Below are 14,764 nucleotides of genomic sequence, written 5' to 3'. Positions count from 1 at the left end.
ACCGGGCACCACCCCAAGAGAATTCGCCATGACCGCTACAGACAACGTTCGTCAAGTCACCATCATCGGCGCCGGGCTGGCCGGAGCCCTGGTTGCCCGCCTGCTGGCCCGCCAGGGCTGGCGTGTCAGCCTGTTCGAGCGACGCCCCGATCCGCGCATCGAAACCGGGGCCCGCGGCCGTTCCATCAACCTGGCCCTGGCCGAACGCGGCGCCCATGCCTTGCGCCTGGCCGGGCTCGAACCCGAGGTGCTGGCCGAAGCGGTGATGATGCGCGGGCGCATGGTGCACGTCCCCGGTACGGCCCCCAGCCTGCAACCGTACGGACGCGATGACAGCGAGGTGATCTGGTCGATCAATCGCGATCGTCTGAACCGGATTCTGCTCGACGGCGCCGAAGCGGCCGGGGCGAAAATCCACTTCAACCTGGGGCTCCACAGCGTCGACTTCCCCCGCCAGCGCCTGACCTTCAGCAACGCCTCGGGGGCTCACCTGGACAGTCGCTTCCAGTTGCTGATCGGCGCCGACGGCTGCAACTCGGCGGTGCGCCAGGCCATGGCTGAGGTGGTCGACCTGGACCAGCAACTGGAAACCCAGCCCCACGGCTACAAGGAATTGCAGATCACCCCGCAGGCCAGCGCGCACTTCGGCCTGGAGCCCAACGCCCTGCACATCTGGCCTCGCGGCGACTACATGTGCATCGCCCTGCCGAACCTCGACCGCAGCTTCACCGTCACCCTGTTCCTGCACCACCAGAGCCCGACGACCCAACCCACCAGCCCGTGCTTCGCCCAACTGGTCGATGGACGCGCCGCCCGGGCCTTTTTCGACCGCGAATTCCCAGGGCTGTCGCCGATGCTGGGCAGCCTGGAACAGGACTTCGACCATCACCCCACCGGCAAGCTCGCGACCCTGCGCCTCGACACCTGGCATATCGGCGGCCAGGCCGTGCTGCTGGGGGATGCCGCCCACCCCATGGTGCCGTTCCACGGCCAGGGCATGAACTGCGCCCTGGAAGACGCGGTGGCTCTCGCCGAGCAATTGCAACAGCCCGGCAATATCGCCAGCGCCCTTGCGGCATTCACCGCGCAACGCCAGCCCAACGCCCTGGCGATCCAGGCCATGGCCCTGGAGAACTACGTGGAAATGAGCAGCAAGGTCGCCAGCCCCAGTTACCTGCTGGAGCGCGAGCTGGGAAAAATCATGGCCCAGCGCCAACCCACGCGCTTCATCCCGCGCTACAGCATGGTCACCTTCAGCCGTCTGCCCTATGCCCAGGCCCTGGCTCGCGGGCAGATCCAGGAGCAACTGCTGAAATTCGCCGTGGCCAACCACACCGACCTGACCTCGATCAACCTGGATGCCGTGGAGCACGAAGTGACCCGCTGCCTGCCGCCCCTGAGCGACCTGGCCCAGGGTCGCCGTTGCTGACTGGGAAGGAGCCTGCCAGGTGCCCGCACGCAAACTGTTCGACATTAGCCCACCGATCTCCAGCACCCTCGCCACCTGGCCGGGGGACACCCGCTACCGCCAGGAAGCCGTCTGGGTACTGGATCAGCAGTGCCCGGTGAACGTCGGAAAAATCACCCTCTCGCCCCACACCGGGGCCCATGCCGATGCTCCGCTGCACTACAACAGCCGCGGCGCCGCCATTGGCGCGGTGGCCCTCGAGCCCTACCTGGGAACCTGCCGGGTGATCCACTGCTTCGACAGCGGCGCCCTGGTCCAGCCGGAGCAGGTAGCGCCGCACCTGGCCGGGGCACCGGAACGCATCCTGCTGCGCACTTATCGTCGCAGCGACCCTTGCACCTGGGACCCGGACTCCAGCGCAATCGCCGTGGCCACCCTCCACTTGCTGGCGCGGCACGGGGTGCGGCTGGTGGGCATCGACACGCCCTCGGTGGACCCGCAACAGTCCAAGACCCTGGACGCACACCACGCTATCGAGCGCCATGGCATGGCCATCCTCGAAGGGCTGGTGCTGGATGAAGTGCCGGCCGGGGACTACGAATTGATCGCCCTGCCCCTCAAGTTCATGGCCCTGGACGCGAGCCCGGTGCGGGCGGTGTTGCGCAGCCTGCCGGGGCTACGGCCGGGATCGCCGGAGGGGCAAGCGGGATAAGGTCGGGCAAGCTTTCAGCGATCTCACTCAATGCCTGAGCAATTACCACCGGCACTTATGACGGATTCCACGCATTTCACGAGGTTATGACGCGTGATTCCTGCATTGACGGGGTTCGCCCGCCCTACTTATGCGGCCCTTATGCATGGGTCAGCCATTAGGATAGGGCGTGTCAAATTCCCCCTAGCGATGCCGGAGTCTTGTTCATGCCCACTCTCGATCTGCCGTTCATCCGCAGCCACTTCCCGGCCTTTGCCGAGCCCTCGCTCGAAGGCCAGGCATTTTTCGATAACGCTGGCGGCTCCTACGCCTGTCAGGAAGTCATCGATCGCCTCAATCGTTTTTACCGTCAGAACAAGATGCAACCCTACGGTGTGCACCCTGCATCTCGCCGGGGTGGCGAGGAGATGGACCGTGCTCATCGCGAAATGGCCAGCTACCTCAACGTCGCACCCGAGGAGGTCCACCTGGGCCCCTCCTCCTCACAGAACAGCTATGTGCTGGCAGAGGCCTTTGCCAATCGGCTCGACGCGGGTGATGAGGTGATCGTCACCAACCAGGACCACGAGGCCAACAATGGCGTGTGGCGTCGGCTGATCAAGCGCGGCATCGTCATAAAAGAATGGCAGGTCAACGCGGCCACCGGCTCCCTGGATTCAGCGGCCCTGGTAGAACTCCTGACCTCACGCACCAAAGTGGTGGCTTTCACCCACTGTTCAAACATCCTGGGTGAGATCAACCCGGTCCGCGAGATCTGCGAAATCGTCCATGGGGTCGGCGCCGTAGCCGTTGTCGACGGTGTTTCTTACGCTGGCCATGGCTTGCCGGATGTCGCCGAGCTCGGCGCGGATGTCTACCTGTTCTCGCTGTACAAGACCTTTGGCCCGCACCTGGGCGCGATGGTCATTCGACGGCCGCTGATGGATTTCCTCGGCAACCAGGCGCACTACTTTAACGCCGCCCACCTGGCCAAGTGGTTCGTCCCGGCCGGGCCTGACCATGCCCAGGTCGCAGCGGTCAACGGCGTCACAGCCTATTTTGACAGCGTGCATGCCCACCATTTTCCCGAGGCCGACAACAGCGAGCGCGGCGCAAACCTCAGGAAACTGTTCAAGCAGGCCGAAGTCGGGCTGCTGAGCCCACTGCTGGAGTTCTGCGCCAAGGATCCGCGTGTCCGGTTGCTGGGCCCCACCAACGCGCAGAAAAAAGCCGCGACCGTGTCACTGCAAACCCTGAATGCCACACCTCGCGAAGTCTGCGAGCGCCTTGCCTCCAAGGGCATCATCGCCGGCGCTGGCCATTTCTATGCCGTGCGCCTGCTGGAAGCGCTCGAGATCAATCCCGACGAAGGCGTACTCCGTCTTTCATTTGTTCACTACACCTCCCAGGAGGAAGTGCAACAACTGATACGGGCGCTGGACGAGTCGCTCTAAGCTCACCGCCACCACGCATGGGTGCTGCCGCGCCCGGTACCCATGCTGACTTCACGAGCGATCACCGACCAGCTCATCCAGGCAGATAAATGACTGCGTACTGCTGATATCAGGGTGGCTGCTCAACTCATCGACCAAAATCCGGGTAAAATCGGCCATGCGTGGCGCAACCACGCGCAGCATGAAATCGACATCCCCGGTGATGCCTGTCGCCAGACGCACCCACGGTCGGTTCTGCAGCAACAGGGCAACGCGTTCGCGGGCGCCTGGCTGGTTTCGCTGCAAGGTCACCAGTACCCACGCGTTGACATCATTGCCGAGCTTGTTTTCATCAATGTCCGCTGAATAACCACGGATCACGCCTTCGTCTTCAAGCCTTTTCACCCGTCGCTGACACTGAGAAGGTGACAGCCCCACCTGGGTGGAGAGTTGCTGATGGCTGATTCGACCTTCCTTGCGTAGCACAGCGATTATTCGTGTATCCATCCGATCAAGCTTGAAGTCAGTCATGCAAGGTCACCAGGGCGCAGGATTCCCGCGCAGGAAATCATGGCGGTCATTGCAATGCAAACCTGTTGCGCAGCATCAGAGACAGCACCCAAACCGCCGCAGACCAGAACCGCGACCCATGACGCAAAACGCCCGATGCAAGGCATCGGGCGTCAGTTGCGCGGCATGGGGCCTGCCGTGCTTTTGCCGCTGGTTAATGCTGCAGGATTTTCGACAAGAAGCTGCGTGCCCGATCCGAGCGTGGCGCACCGAAGAACTCTTCAGACTTCACGTCCTCGATAATTTCTCCGCCGTCCATGAACACGATGCGATCAGCCACTTTGCGCGCGAAGCCCATTTCGTGGGTGACGCACATCATGGTCATGCCTTCACTTGCCAACTGGACCATGACGTCCAGCACTTCATTGACCATCTCCGGGTCGAGTGCCGAGGTCGGTTCGTCGAAGAGCATCGCGATCGGGTCCATGGCCAGGGCACGAGCGATCGCTACCCGCTGCTGCTGGCCGCCGGACAACTGGATCGGGTACTTGTGGGCGTGGTTCTTGAGGCCGACGCGATCCAGCAGTTGCATGCCTTTTTTGGTGGCTGTGTCGCGGTCGCGGCCCAGTACCTTGATCTGCGCCAGGTTGAGGTTTTCGATGATGCTCAGGTGGGGAAACAGCTCGAAATGCTGGAACACCATGCCCACTCGAGCGCGCAGCTTGGGCAGGTCGACCCCTTTGCCGGTGACGGGCTGGTTATCGATGAAAATCTCGCCTTTCTGCACCGGCTCCAGGCCATTGACGCATTTGATCAAGGTGCTCTTGCCCGAACCGGAAGGTCCGCACACCACCATCACCTCCCCCCGCGAGAGCTGAGTGGTGCAGTTTTTCAGAACCTGAAAGTTGCCATACCACTTGCTCAGGTTTTTCATCTGGATCATGCGGTTCTCCCTATATTTCTTTTCATGCGCTTGGTCAGGCTGGACAGCAGATAGCAAATCACCAGGTAGACCAGGGCCACGAACAGGTACAGCTCTACCAGGCGCCCGTCACGCTGGGCGAACTTGCTCGCTGCACCGGTGAAGTCGGCGATGGAAAGCACGTAGACCAGTGAGGTGTCCTGGAACAGGATGATGGTCTGGGTCAGCAGCAACGGCGTCATTCGCCGCATCGCCTGGGGCAGGATCACGTAGAACATTGATTGTGCCGGCCGCATGCCCAGGGCCGCCGCGGCCTGTCTCTGGCCGCCGCTGACGCTCTGGATGCCACCGCGAATGATCTCGCTGTAGTACGCCGCCTCGAACATGCAGAACGTCACGAAGGCGGTGACCACCGGACCGATCTGCACCGGCCTCTCGGTGCCGAAAGCCATTTGCAGCAGCAGCGGCATCAGGAAGTAGAACCAGAAAATCACCAGCACCAACGGAATGCTGCGCATCACCGTCACATAACCCAGGGCAAAACCGCGCATGACGCGGTTCTGCGAGAGTCGCATCAGCGCCAGCAAGGTGCCGGCCAGGATACCGACGGACATCGCCACCAGCGTCAGCAGCAGGGTGAACTTCAGGCCATTCCACAGCGCCGGCATAGCCCGCACGATTACGCTTGGATCGAGTTCAAACATAACTACCTCGTCGCGCCGCGAAGGGTCAGGGAACGCTCGATGTGCCCCATGACAAAGGTCACCAGCAACGAAATGACCACGTAGATCAAGGTTGCGGCGGTGAACGCCTCAAAGGTATTGAACGAGTACTCGCTGACGTTTCTCGCCTGCGCGGTCAATTCCATCAAGCCAATGGTCAGGGCCACCGATGAGTTTTTCAGGGTGTTCAGCGCCTCGGACGTCAGCGGTGGGAACACCACCCGCAATGCCTGGGGCAACAGTACCTGCAGGTACATCTGGCTCGGACGCAGACCCAAGGCCAACGCCGCGCCGCGCTGCCCGGCGGCGACCGATTCGATGCCAGCCTTGAACAGTTCCGACAGCTTGGCCGAGGTGAAAAGGGTCAACGCCACGACCGCGCTGAAAAACGAGGGATAGGGCAAGACCTGCTTGAGATAGTCCCCCATCGATACCGGCAATAGCTCGGGTATCACGAAGAAGCAGATGAACATCTGCACCAGCAAGGGGATGTTGCGGAACACCTCGGTGTAGAGGTTACCCAGCCACACCAGCGGTCGAAGGCTGCTGGTACGCAGGGTGCCAACCAGGCCACCGATCAGAAAGGCCAGGATGAATGCGGCGAGGGTTGTAGCCAGAGTCCAGCTGGTGCCCGTGACCAGCCAATGCAGATAGGAAGACGATTCTCCGGGCGCAAAGTCCCAAAACACGCTCCAATTCCAGTTGTAATCCATGAAACACCAACCTTTGAGAGAAAGCGGAACTCAGCATTCGCAGATGCCGGCAGGTCGAGGAACGGGACGTATGCACAGGAGCAGCCGTTTGCTGGCTCGCGAAGCACCTTCCTTTGCAACGTGCATCCACACCGCACGCGTCATCCTTGACGTTCATGACCAGCACACTAACTACTCACAGATCCGTGTTCACTCGACCCACTGGGTGGCATCAGACGCCAGTATCGTTCGGGTGGGCGATGGCTTCTTTCAGCGCGTCGCTCATGGGCAGGTTGATCACAGCGTTCTTCGGCGGAATCGGCTGCTGGAACCATTTCGGGTATTGGGTATCGATCACGCCGCTGCTGTAGAGGTTGCGCAATACGTCATCCGCGAAGGTCTTGAACTGCGGATCATTCTTGCGGATGCCGATGGCGTAGGGTTCAGCGGACATGGGTTCAGCCAGCAAGGTGTAAGCATCCGGGCTGCGGCTTTGCGCAATGGTCGCCATCAACTGCACGTCGTCGTTGATGTAGGCCACGGCGCGGCCGGTCTCGAGCATCAGGAAGGCTTCACCGCCATCTTTGGCGTTGAGGATTTTCAGCCCCAGTTGCTGTTCGCGGTCGATTTTCTTGGTGATCCACTCACCGCTGCCACCGGTAATCACCACCACCGACTTGCCCTTGAGATCAGCAATGCTGTTGATGCCAGAGGTTTTCTTCACGGCATACTTGGCGCTGGCCACGTAGCTGGTCAGCAGGAAGCCGATCTGTTTCTGGCGCTCGACCGTGTTGGTGGTAACGCCGCATTCCAGGTCGATGGTGCCGTTGATCAGCAACGGTGTACGGGTGGCTGCGACCACCGAGACGTACTCGGTCTTCAAACCGGGCTCGCCGACCTTGACCTTGATCTGATCAACGATCTTCTGGCACAGCTCGATGCTGTAGCCGATGGGCTGCTGGGCATCGTTGAGGTAGGAAAACGGAAGCGATGCATCGCGATAGCCAAGGGTGACAGTGCCCGACTCCTTGATCTTCTTCAGGGTCCCGGTGAGGTCGTCCGCCTGGGCAGCGCCGGCGCTGAGGCAGGCAGTCACGACAAGGGCAAGCAGCTGTTTCTTTTTATCGAGCATGGGGATCTCCGACTATTGTTTTGGCAGCTTTGGCACAGCAAAAGAGCGAGGGCTTCAGCGCAAGGCTGCGAGCGCCTCGCGGATACGAACGACCGCTTTTTGTAGGTTTGCGCGGGACGTGGCGAACGACAGCCGGAAGTAACCCGGCAGCCCAAACGCCAGGCCCGGAACGACCGCCACGCCGGCGTGATTGAGCAGGTAGGCCGATAACTCGACGTCATCGGTGATCACCTGACCGTCAGGCGCGGTGCGCCCCAACAACTGGCTGCACTCGGGAAAGGCATAAAAAGCCCCCGCCGGCGCGCTCAGGCGCAAGCCCTCGCATTGGCTCAGGCCCTCCACCAGCATGCGGCCGCGCTCGGCGTACTCGGCGGCGCAACTCTTCACGAATGCCTGCGGACCTTCGAGTGCGGCGCGCGACGCTTCCTGGGAAATCGCGCTGGCGCCCGAAGTGCTCTGGGACTGGATTTTGCTGATTGCCGCGATAAGCGCCTTGGGGCCCGCGGCATAACCGATACGCCAGCCGGTCATGGCATAGGCCTTGGCCACGCCATTGATCAACAGCGTGCGCTCACGCAACTGAGGACAAGCGTTGCCGAATGAGACGAACGGCTGGTCGGCAAGCAATACGTGCTCGTAGATTTCGTCGGACATCACCAGCACGTTGGGGAAGTCTTCGAGCACCTTGCCCAGCGCCTGCAACTCGGCCTGGGAGTAGATGGCGCCACTCGGATTGGACGGTGAATTGAGAATCAGCCAGCGGCTTTTCTCGGTCAGCGCGGCTTGCAGCGCTTCGGCAGTCAGCTTGAAGCCGACCTCGATGCCACAGGCGATCACCTGCGGGCTGCCACCGTTGAGGGTGACGATGTCGGAATAGGAAACCCAGTACGGCGCGGGGATGATCACCTCATCACCGGCTTCCAGGGTCGCCATGAAGGTATTGAAAATCACCTGCTTGGCGCCGTTGCCGACGGTGATTTCGTCGACGCTGAAACTCAGGCCGTTTTCGCGCTGGAACTTGCCGACAATCGCCTGGCGCAGCGCCAGAGTTCCCTGGGGCGCCGTGTAGCGAGTATGCCCGTCACGCATCGCCTGGCTGGCGGCATCAATGATATGTGCCGGGGTATCAAAGTCCGGCTCGCCGAGGCTCATGTCGACAATGTCGCGACCCTGGCTGGCGAGTTCTTTGGCACGCATGGAGATGATCATGCTGGGAGAGGAAGAGATCTGCTTGACGCGCTGACTTTCAAAACTCATGAACTACCCGCCTTATTTGGAGGTTTGCTGAAGATCATGGAAGATCCTCCAGCGCCTCACTGCTGTTGTACGATGTAGTATGACATGTGATTTTTTGATTTCGCAATCGGCAAATACAGCTGTTTTCTGCGAGGCGATAAAATTCGTTAAACCTAGCAAACAAGGGCTATTCAGCTGATTCAGGCTTCAGGGATCGGCATCCACGCAGTGAAACGCGCTGGATAAATCGACGAGGAGTGCTATGAGGACGTCAAATTTGCGACAGACGTATGATGACCATCACGCAAAAAGCGCCCTTTCAACAGGTTCCAAACGGCCTGTCGTTGAAACTCAGAGCGTCATGATCGGCCTTAACAGTGCCTGCCCTTCATACAGCGCCGACAGGTAGCGCTCGCGCATGCTCTCAAGGGTCATGCGCGAGGCGTGAGTGGTCAGGGTCAGCGTGGCCTGCAAGTGCCCTTCCCGATCGATCAGCGGCACGCTCAGCACGCGCATGCCCACTTCGTATTCCTGATCCACCATCACATAGCCGCGCTCGCCGGCCAGGGCGATTTCACGGCGGATCAGGGTTTCGTCGGTGAGGGTGTACGGGGTGATGGCCCGTGGCGGGTTGCGCTGGAAGTAAGCCGCCAGCGCCTCCGGGGAAAGGCTCGCCAGCCATAGCCGGCCGCTGCCGGTGCAATACATCGGCACCCGTGAACCGGGGCGGATCGACATCGAGGTGATGTGGCTATAGCGGCTGCGCACCACGTGCACAATGTCATCCCCATCACGCACGCCCACCGACACATGCTCCTGGGTGGTCCGCGCCACCTGCTCCACGATCGGGCGCAGCATGCGCGGCAATACCGCGGAATCGACATAGGCCTGGCCGATGCGCAAGGTTTTGGCGGTCAGCCAGTAATGGCGGCCATCGGTCTGGGCAAAGTCGTCATGCACCAACGTCAGCAAAAAGCGCCGCGCCGCGCTGTGGGTCATCTCGGCCATGCGCGCGACTTCGGGCACGCTCAAGCGCGGATGTTCCTGGGAAAACAGCTGCAACAGGGCCAAGCCCTTTTGCAGGCCAACGATCAGATCCCGCTGATGGATGGTGGGTTGCTTCATCGGGAGTGGCTCCTTGAGGGGCAAATACTGCGATTATCGCAGTGGCGCTGCGATTATCAATGTATTCCAGGGTGCGTTTGATTGTCCGCCCTGTACCTCGCTTGCAGTATTGGCTCCACAACACAGCCAATAAGCGGGACTACCCCATGATCCAGGGTTCAACTGAACTGGTCGCCATCGTCGGCTCACCTATCGCCCAGGTGAAGTCGCCGGAAAACTTCAATCGCTGGTTCGTCGACCAGCAGCAGAACGTCGCGATGATCGCCATCGACCTGGCGCCAACCGCCCTCGACGCTTTCGTCCAGACCCTGCGCGGCTGGCACAACCTGCGCGGATGCGTGGTGACCGTGCCTTACAAACAGCAGTTGGCCGGGAGCCTGGACAGCGTCAGTGAACGCTCGACGGCGCTGCGCTCGATCAATGTGATCCGCCGCGAGGCCGACGGCCGGCTGGTGGGCGATATCGTCGACGGCGAAGGCTTTCTCAACGCCGCGCGCAAGCATAGGTTCAACCCCCAGCACAAACAGGCCCTGGTGATCGGCACAGGCGGCGTGGGCAGCGCCATTGCCTACGCACTGTGCCAGGCCGGAGTCAGTCGCCTGGTCATCAGCGACATCAGCCACGAACGTGTCGAGGCACTCGGCAAGCTGTTGCGCAGTGCCTTCCCGGCTATCGCGATCAGCGCCGGACCGACCTCGCTCGCCCCCTTCGACCTGGTGGTCAACGCCTCGCCAGTGGGCATGGGGGCAACCCGCGATGAGGGCCCGATGCCGTTGCCCGAGGCCCTGATGGCAACCCTGACCGCAAGCACCCTGGTGGCCGACGTCGTGACCTCACCGGCAGTGACACCCTTTCTTGCCTTTGCCCGACGCCTCGGCTGCCCGATCCAGACCGGACCGGAAATGGCCCTGGCGCAATTGGGCAACCTGGGGCACTTCATGGGCGTGACGCCGCTGGAAATCTGACTCTCCGGCAACGTCCTCAAACAGGTGACAACCATGAACACTACGACTTCCCTGGCCTCGGCCGACGCCGGCCAGACCTATGACGTCATTGTCCTGGGCAGCGGCGCTGCCGGTTTCGCCGCGGCGGTGACGGCCAGTTGCCGCGGGCTCAAGGTCCTGCTGGTGGAAAAGACCGAAGCCTTCGGCGGCACCTCGGCGATTTCCGGGGGTGCGGTGTGGCTGCACGATACCGATCAGGCCCGGGCCGCCGGGCATCACCTGGCCGCCGAGCAGATGCGCGACTACCTGAAAGCGGTGATAGGCCCAGGCTACAACCCGCCCTTGATCGACGCGTTCATCGAGCACGGTCGTGAAGCCCTGCACTACCTGGAAACCCACAGCGAACTCAAATACAGCCTGCGGCCGCTGTCGCCCGACTATTACCCGGACTTGCCCGGTGGCACGCTCACCGGCCGGGCGCTGGAAATCGACGAATACGACGGACGCCGCCTCGGCGAGCATTTCAAGGACCTGAAACGACCACCGGACGGCATGCTGCTGTTCGGCGGCATGATGGTCAACCGGGTCGACATCCAGCATTTCCTCAGCATCAAGCGTTCGCCCAGATCCCTCTGGCACTGCCTGAAACTGCTGACCCGCTACGCCATCGACCGCCTCAGCCATCCCCGCGGCACGCGCCTGACCGTGGGCAACGCCTTGATCGCGCGCCTGGCGACCACGGCCCTGGCCAATGGCGTCGACCTGTGGCTGCAGGCGACACCCGAGGCGTTGATCATCGAGCATGGCCGGGTCCGCGGGGTGCAGATTTCCCGAGGCGCCATCACCCGTCCGGTATTCGCTCGGGGCGGTGTGGTACTGGCCATGGGCGGCTTTGCAGCAGGCGCCCACGCGGCGCAACAGCGGCCAGACACCGGCTCGGAACACTGGAGCATGTCACCGCCCGCCAACGTCGGTGACGGGCAACGCTTGGCGGCGTCGATCAACGCCGCCGTCGGCGATCACCTGGCGGCGAATTTCTTCTGGGCCCCGGTCTCGGTCTTGCACAAGGCCGATGGCAGCGTGGAGCGCTTTCCCCATCTGGTCACCGACCGCGCCAAACCCGGGGTGATCGCGGTCAATCGTGCCGGACGGCGCTTCGTCAATGAATCGGATTCCTACCACTGTTTCGTCCAGGGGATGTTCGCCCAGGGCGGCGCCAATGCGCCCTGCTGGCTGATCTGTGACAGCGAAGCCCTGAACAACTACGGCCTGGGCCTGGCGCGACCGAGCCCCGTCGACAACAGCGCACTGATCAAGGCCGGCTACCTGTTGCGCGCCGACAGCCTCGCCGAGCTGGCGCTTGCCGCCGGCATCGACGCCGCGTCCCTGGAGCAGACCCTGGCACAGTACAACGCCGATGCCGAACACGGCGTCGACCCCCTGTTCGGCAAGGGCAGTACGGCCTACAACCGCTACATGGGTGACCCGCTGCACCAGCCCAATCCCTGCCTGAAACCGCTGCGCAAGGCGCCCTTCTACGCCATACGCCTGTTTACCGGCGACCTGGGCTCCGCCCGCGGCCTGGTCACCAATGGCCAGGCCAACGTGCTGGATCGCAGCAACGCGCCGATCCCCGGGCTCTACGCCGCCGGCAACGAAATGAACTCGATCATGGACGGCACCTACCCTGGCCCGGGCATCACCCTCGGCCCCGGTCTCACCTTCGGCTACCTCGCCGCCAGCGACATCGCGCGCCGGCTCACCAGCACCGCATCACCATCCCCCACTGGAGAACAGCATGTATTACGAACTGCGCACCTACACCCTTAACCCCACCAAGCTCGGCGACTGGCTGGCCCTGTACAAAAGCAACGCCTTGGCGGTGCAGCAGGAACACCTGGGCAACCTTGTCGGCTTCTTCACCACCGAAATCGGTGAGGTCAATCAGGTGCTGCACATCTGGGGTTATGCCAGCCTTGACGAACGTATCACCCGTCGCAACGCCATGGCTGCCGACCCGCGCTGGCAGGAGTTTGCGCGGCTGAACAAGGAGCTGAACGCCGTGGTGACCCTGGAATCACGCCTGCTGCGCCCTACCGATTTTTCCCCGCTCAAATAACCCCGGCGCCGTGTTGTGCCGCTTCCAATCGGGAGCGGCCAACCTCATCGTCCTTATCGCGGTAATCCCTATGTCCATCAGCGATCCCCTGTTTTGTGATGTTCTGGTCGTCGGCTCCGGCGCCTCTGGTCTGGCAACCGCAGTCACGGCGGCGCAACTGGGCCTCGACGTCATGCTGGTGGAGAAGGAACCGCAATTCGGCGGCACCAGCGCCTGGTCGGGCGGTTGGCTGTGGATTCCACGCAACCCCCTGGCCATCGCCGAGGGTATCGTCGAGGACCTGGAGCAGGCGCGGGTTTACCTGCGGCATGAACTGCGCAGCACGGTGCTCGACCCTCGTGTGGAGACGTTTCTCGAACAGGGCCCGAAAATGGTCGAGTTTTTTCAACGCCATACCGAGGTGCAGTTTTTCTCCGGCAGCAAAATGCCTGATTTTCACGCCACCGAAGGCTGCGCAGCAGGTGGCCGCTCGGTCTGTGCCCTGCCCTTCGACGGGCGACGCCTCGGTCCCTGGATCAACCGGCTGCGACGTCCACTCGACCTGATCAGCCTGGCCGGCATGGGCATCGCCGGCGGTGCCGATCTCAATCATTTGCTCAATGCCCGCCAGTCGCCGTCCTCATTGCTCTACGCCAGCAAACGCCTGCTGCGCCACGCCCGCGACCTGCTGCGCCATGGCCGCGGCATGCACCTGGTAAACGGCAATGCACTGGTGGCCCGCCTGCTCAAAAGCGCACTGGATCAAAAGGTACGCCTGCTGACTGATACGCCGGTACGGGAACTGCTGCGTGACGGTGAACGCGTGGTCGGGGCGCACGTCGAATCCGCCGGACGCCGGGTCGAGATCCGCGCCCGGCGTGGCGTGGTGCTCGCTTGCGGGGGCTTCCCTCACGATCACCAGCGCATCGCGCGCCTGTTCCAGCATGCCGCCAATGGCAGCGACCATTTGAGCGCGGCCCCCAAGGGCAATACCGGCGATGGTCTGCGCCTGGGAGAGCGCGTCGGGGCATGGGTGGTGTCCGACCTGGCCCATGCCGCCGCCTGGGCGCCGGTGTCGAGAGTGCCCCGCGAAGACGGCGGCTTCAGTGGTTTTGCGCACCTGATGGAACGCGCCAAGCCGGGATTTATCGCCGTGCGCCAGGATGGCCGACGCTTCGTCAATGAGGCCGACTCCTACCACGACTACATGTGCGCCCTGTTTGCCGCCACGGGACCGGGAGAAACCCCGCTCTCCTGGCTGATCTGCGACCACCGCGCCCAACGCCGCTATGGCCTGGGCTGGGCCAGGCCCTTTCCATTCCCGACGGCGCGCTACGTGCGCGCGGGCTACCTGTTCAAGGCCCCGACCCTGGCCGACCTGGCCCGCCAATGCGGCATCGATGCCCGGCAACTGCAAGCCACCGTCAGCGCATTCAACCTGGGCGCGGCCCAGGGGCATGACCCGCTCTTCCAGCGTGGCGAGTCGCTGTACAACCAGGCACAGGGCGAAGTCCTGCACGGGCCAAACCCGTCCCTTGGCGGCCTGTGCACAGCACCGTTCTACGCGGTGAAACTGGTGCCCGGCAGCCTCGGCACCTTCGCCGGCCTGAACACCGATGCCTGCGCCCGCGCCCTGGACCAACACGGCGCGCCGATTCCCGGGCTGTTTGCCGTAGGCAATGACATGAACAGCATCATGAACGGCCACTACCCCAGCGGCGGCATCACCCTCGGCCCGGGCATGACCTTTGGCTACATCGCCGCACAAACGCTTGCCGGCCTGGCCCCTGACCAAGCGCCAACCGGCCGACCTGCGCCTTAGTCAGGGTGAAAAACGCCAGCGTGGAGAAC

At 62.6% G+C, this 14,764-nt stretch carries 14 protein-coding genes; 7 read left to right on the top strand and 7 right to left on the bottom strand.

Annotated features, from left to right (window positions below; genetic code table 11):
* Positions 1-28 precede the first annotated feature (28 nt).
* The 3 genes from ACOZJV_RS00330 (at position 29) to ACOZJV_RS00320 (ending at position 3,553) form a co-directional block, all read left to right on the top strand.
* Positions 29-1,429, top strand: coding sequence for an FAD-dependent oxidoreductase (locus tag ACOZJV_RS00330; RefSeq protein WP_421546453.1), 1,401 nt, complete (start codon positions 29-31; stop codon positions 1,427-1,429).
* 19 nt (positions 1,430-1,448) lie between these two features.
* Positions 1,449-2,120: an arylformamidase gene (kynB, locus tag ACOZJV_RS00325; RefSeq protein ID WP_421546452.1), complete on the top strand. Its 672-nt coding sequence runs from the start codon at positions 1,449-1,451 to the stop codon at positions 2,118-2,120.
* 206 nt (positions 2,121-2,326) lie between these two features.
* Positions 2,327-3,553: an aminotransferase class V-fold PLP-dependent enzyme gene (locus ACOZJV_RS00320; RefSeq protein ID WP_421546451.1), complete on the top strand. Its 1,227-nt coding sequence runs from the start codon at positions 2,327-2,329 to the stop codon at positions 3,551-3,553.
* 51 nt (positions 3,554-3,604) lie between these two features.
* On the opposite strand, the gene ACOZJV_RS00315 is transcribed toward ACOZJV_RS00320, so the two are convergent.
* The 7 genes from ACOZJV_RS00315 to ACOZJV_RS00285 form a co-directional block, all read right to left on the bottom strand.
* On the bottom strand, positions 3,605-4,063 hold the full coding sequence (locus ACOZJV_RS00315; protein WP_078468843.1) for an Lrp/AsnC family transcriptional regulator: 459 nt from the start codon (positions 4,061-4,063) through the stop codon (positions 3,605-3,607).
* Positions 4,064-4,256: 193 nt separating this feature from the next.
* Entirely contained in the window at positions 4,257-4,985 is a 729-nt protein-coding gene (locus tag ACOZJV_RS00310; RefSeq protein ID WP_078468842.1) for an amino acid ABC transporter ATP-binding protein, read from the bottom strand.
* Positions 4,982-5,668 carry an amino acid ABC transporter permease gene (locus tag ACOZJV_RS00305; protein WP_078468841.1) on the bottom strand — a complete coding sequence of 229 codons (687 nt, stop codon included), beginning with the start codon at positions 5,666-5,668 and terminating at the stop codon, positions 4,982-4,984. Before ACOZJV_RS00305 ends, ACOZJV_RS00310 begins: the two co-directional genes overlap by 4 nt.
* 2 nt (positions 5,669-5,670) lie before the next feature.
* Positions 5,671-6,399 (bottom strand): amino acid ABC transporter permease, encoded by a 729-nt coding sequence (locus ACOZJV_RS00300; protein ID WP_421546450.1) that lies wholly within the window; start codon positions 6,397-6,399, stop codon positions 5,671-5,673.
* Positions 6,400-6,610: 211 nt separating this feature from the next.
* On the bottom strand, positions 6,611-7,510 hold the full coding sequence (locus ACOZJV_RS00295; protein ID WP_020295059.1) for a transporter substrate-binding domain-containing protein: 900 nt from the start codon (positions 7,508-7,510) through the stop codon (positions 6,611-6,613).
* 54 nt (positions 7,511-7,564) lie between these two features.
* A complete protein-coding gene (locus tag ACOZJV_RS00290; protein ID WP_421546449.1) occupies positions 7,565-8,767 on the bottom strand; it encodes a pyridoxal phosphate-dependent aminotransferase in 1,203 nt (400 codons plus the stop codon).
* Positions 8,768-9,097: 330 nt separating this feature from the next.
* Complete coding sequence (locus tag ACOZJV_RS00285; RefSeq protein WP_201131434.1) at positions 9,098-9,871, bottom strand: IclR family transcriptional regulator domain-containing protein; 774 nt, start codon at positions 9,869-9,871, stop codon at positions 9,098-9,100.
* Between the two features lie 146 nt (positions 9,872-10,017).
* On the opposite strand from ACOZJV_RS00285, the gene ACOZJV_RS00280 reads away from it, so the two are divergent.
* The 4 genes from ACOZJV_RS00280 (at position 10,018) to ACOZJV_RS00265 (ending at position 14,735) form a co-directional block, all read left to right on the top strand.
* Positions 10,018-10,836: a shikimate dehydrogenase family protein gene (locus ACOZJV_RS00280; RefSeq protein ID WP_421546448.1), complete on the top strand. Its 819-nt coding sequence runs from the start codon at positions 10,018-10,020 to the stop codon at positions 10,834-10,836.
* Between the two features lie 33 nt (positions 10,837-10,869).
* Positions 10,870-12,645, top strand: a complete 1,776-nt coding sequence (locus tag ACOZJV_RS00275) for an FAD-dependent oxidoreductase (RefSeq protein WP_421546447.1) — start codon at positions 10,870-10,872, stop codon at positions 12,643-12,645.
* The gene (locus ACOZJV_RS00270) at positions 12,614-12,934 is read left to right on the top strand and encodes an NIPSNAP family protein (protein WP_421546446.1); all 321 of its coding nucleotides are present in this window, start codon (positions 12,614-12,616) and stop codon (positions 12,932-12,934) included. Before ACOZJV_RS00275 ends, ACOZJV_RS00270 begins: the two co-directional genes overlap by 32 nt.
* A gap of 70 nt (positions 12,935-13,004) precedes the next feature.
* The gene (locus ACOZJV_RS00265) at positions 13,005-14,735 is read left to right on the top strand and encodes an FAD-dependent oxidoreductase (RefSeq protein WP_421546445.1); all 1,731 of its coding nucleotides are present in this window, start codon (positions 13,005-13,007) and stop codon (positions 14,733-14,735) included.
* The last annotated feature ends 29 nt before the right edge of the window (positions 14,736-14,764 follow it).

It is taken from the genome of Pseudomonas sp. QD4, from assembly GCF_049199125.1.
In the GTDB taxonomy this organism is placed as follows: Bacteria; Pseudomonadota; Gammaproteobacteria; order Pseudomonadales; family Pseudomonadaceae; genus Aquipseudomonas.
Note: the sequence above shows the minus strand (reverse complement) of the source record. Positions and strands in the feature narration are given on the sequence as shown.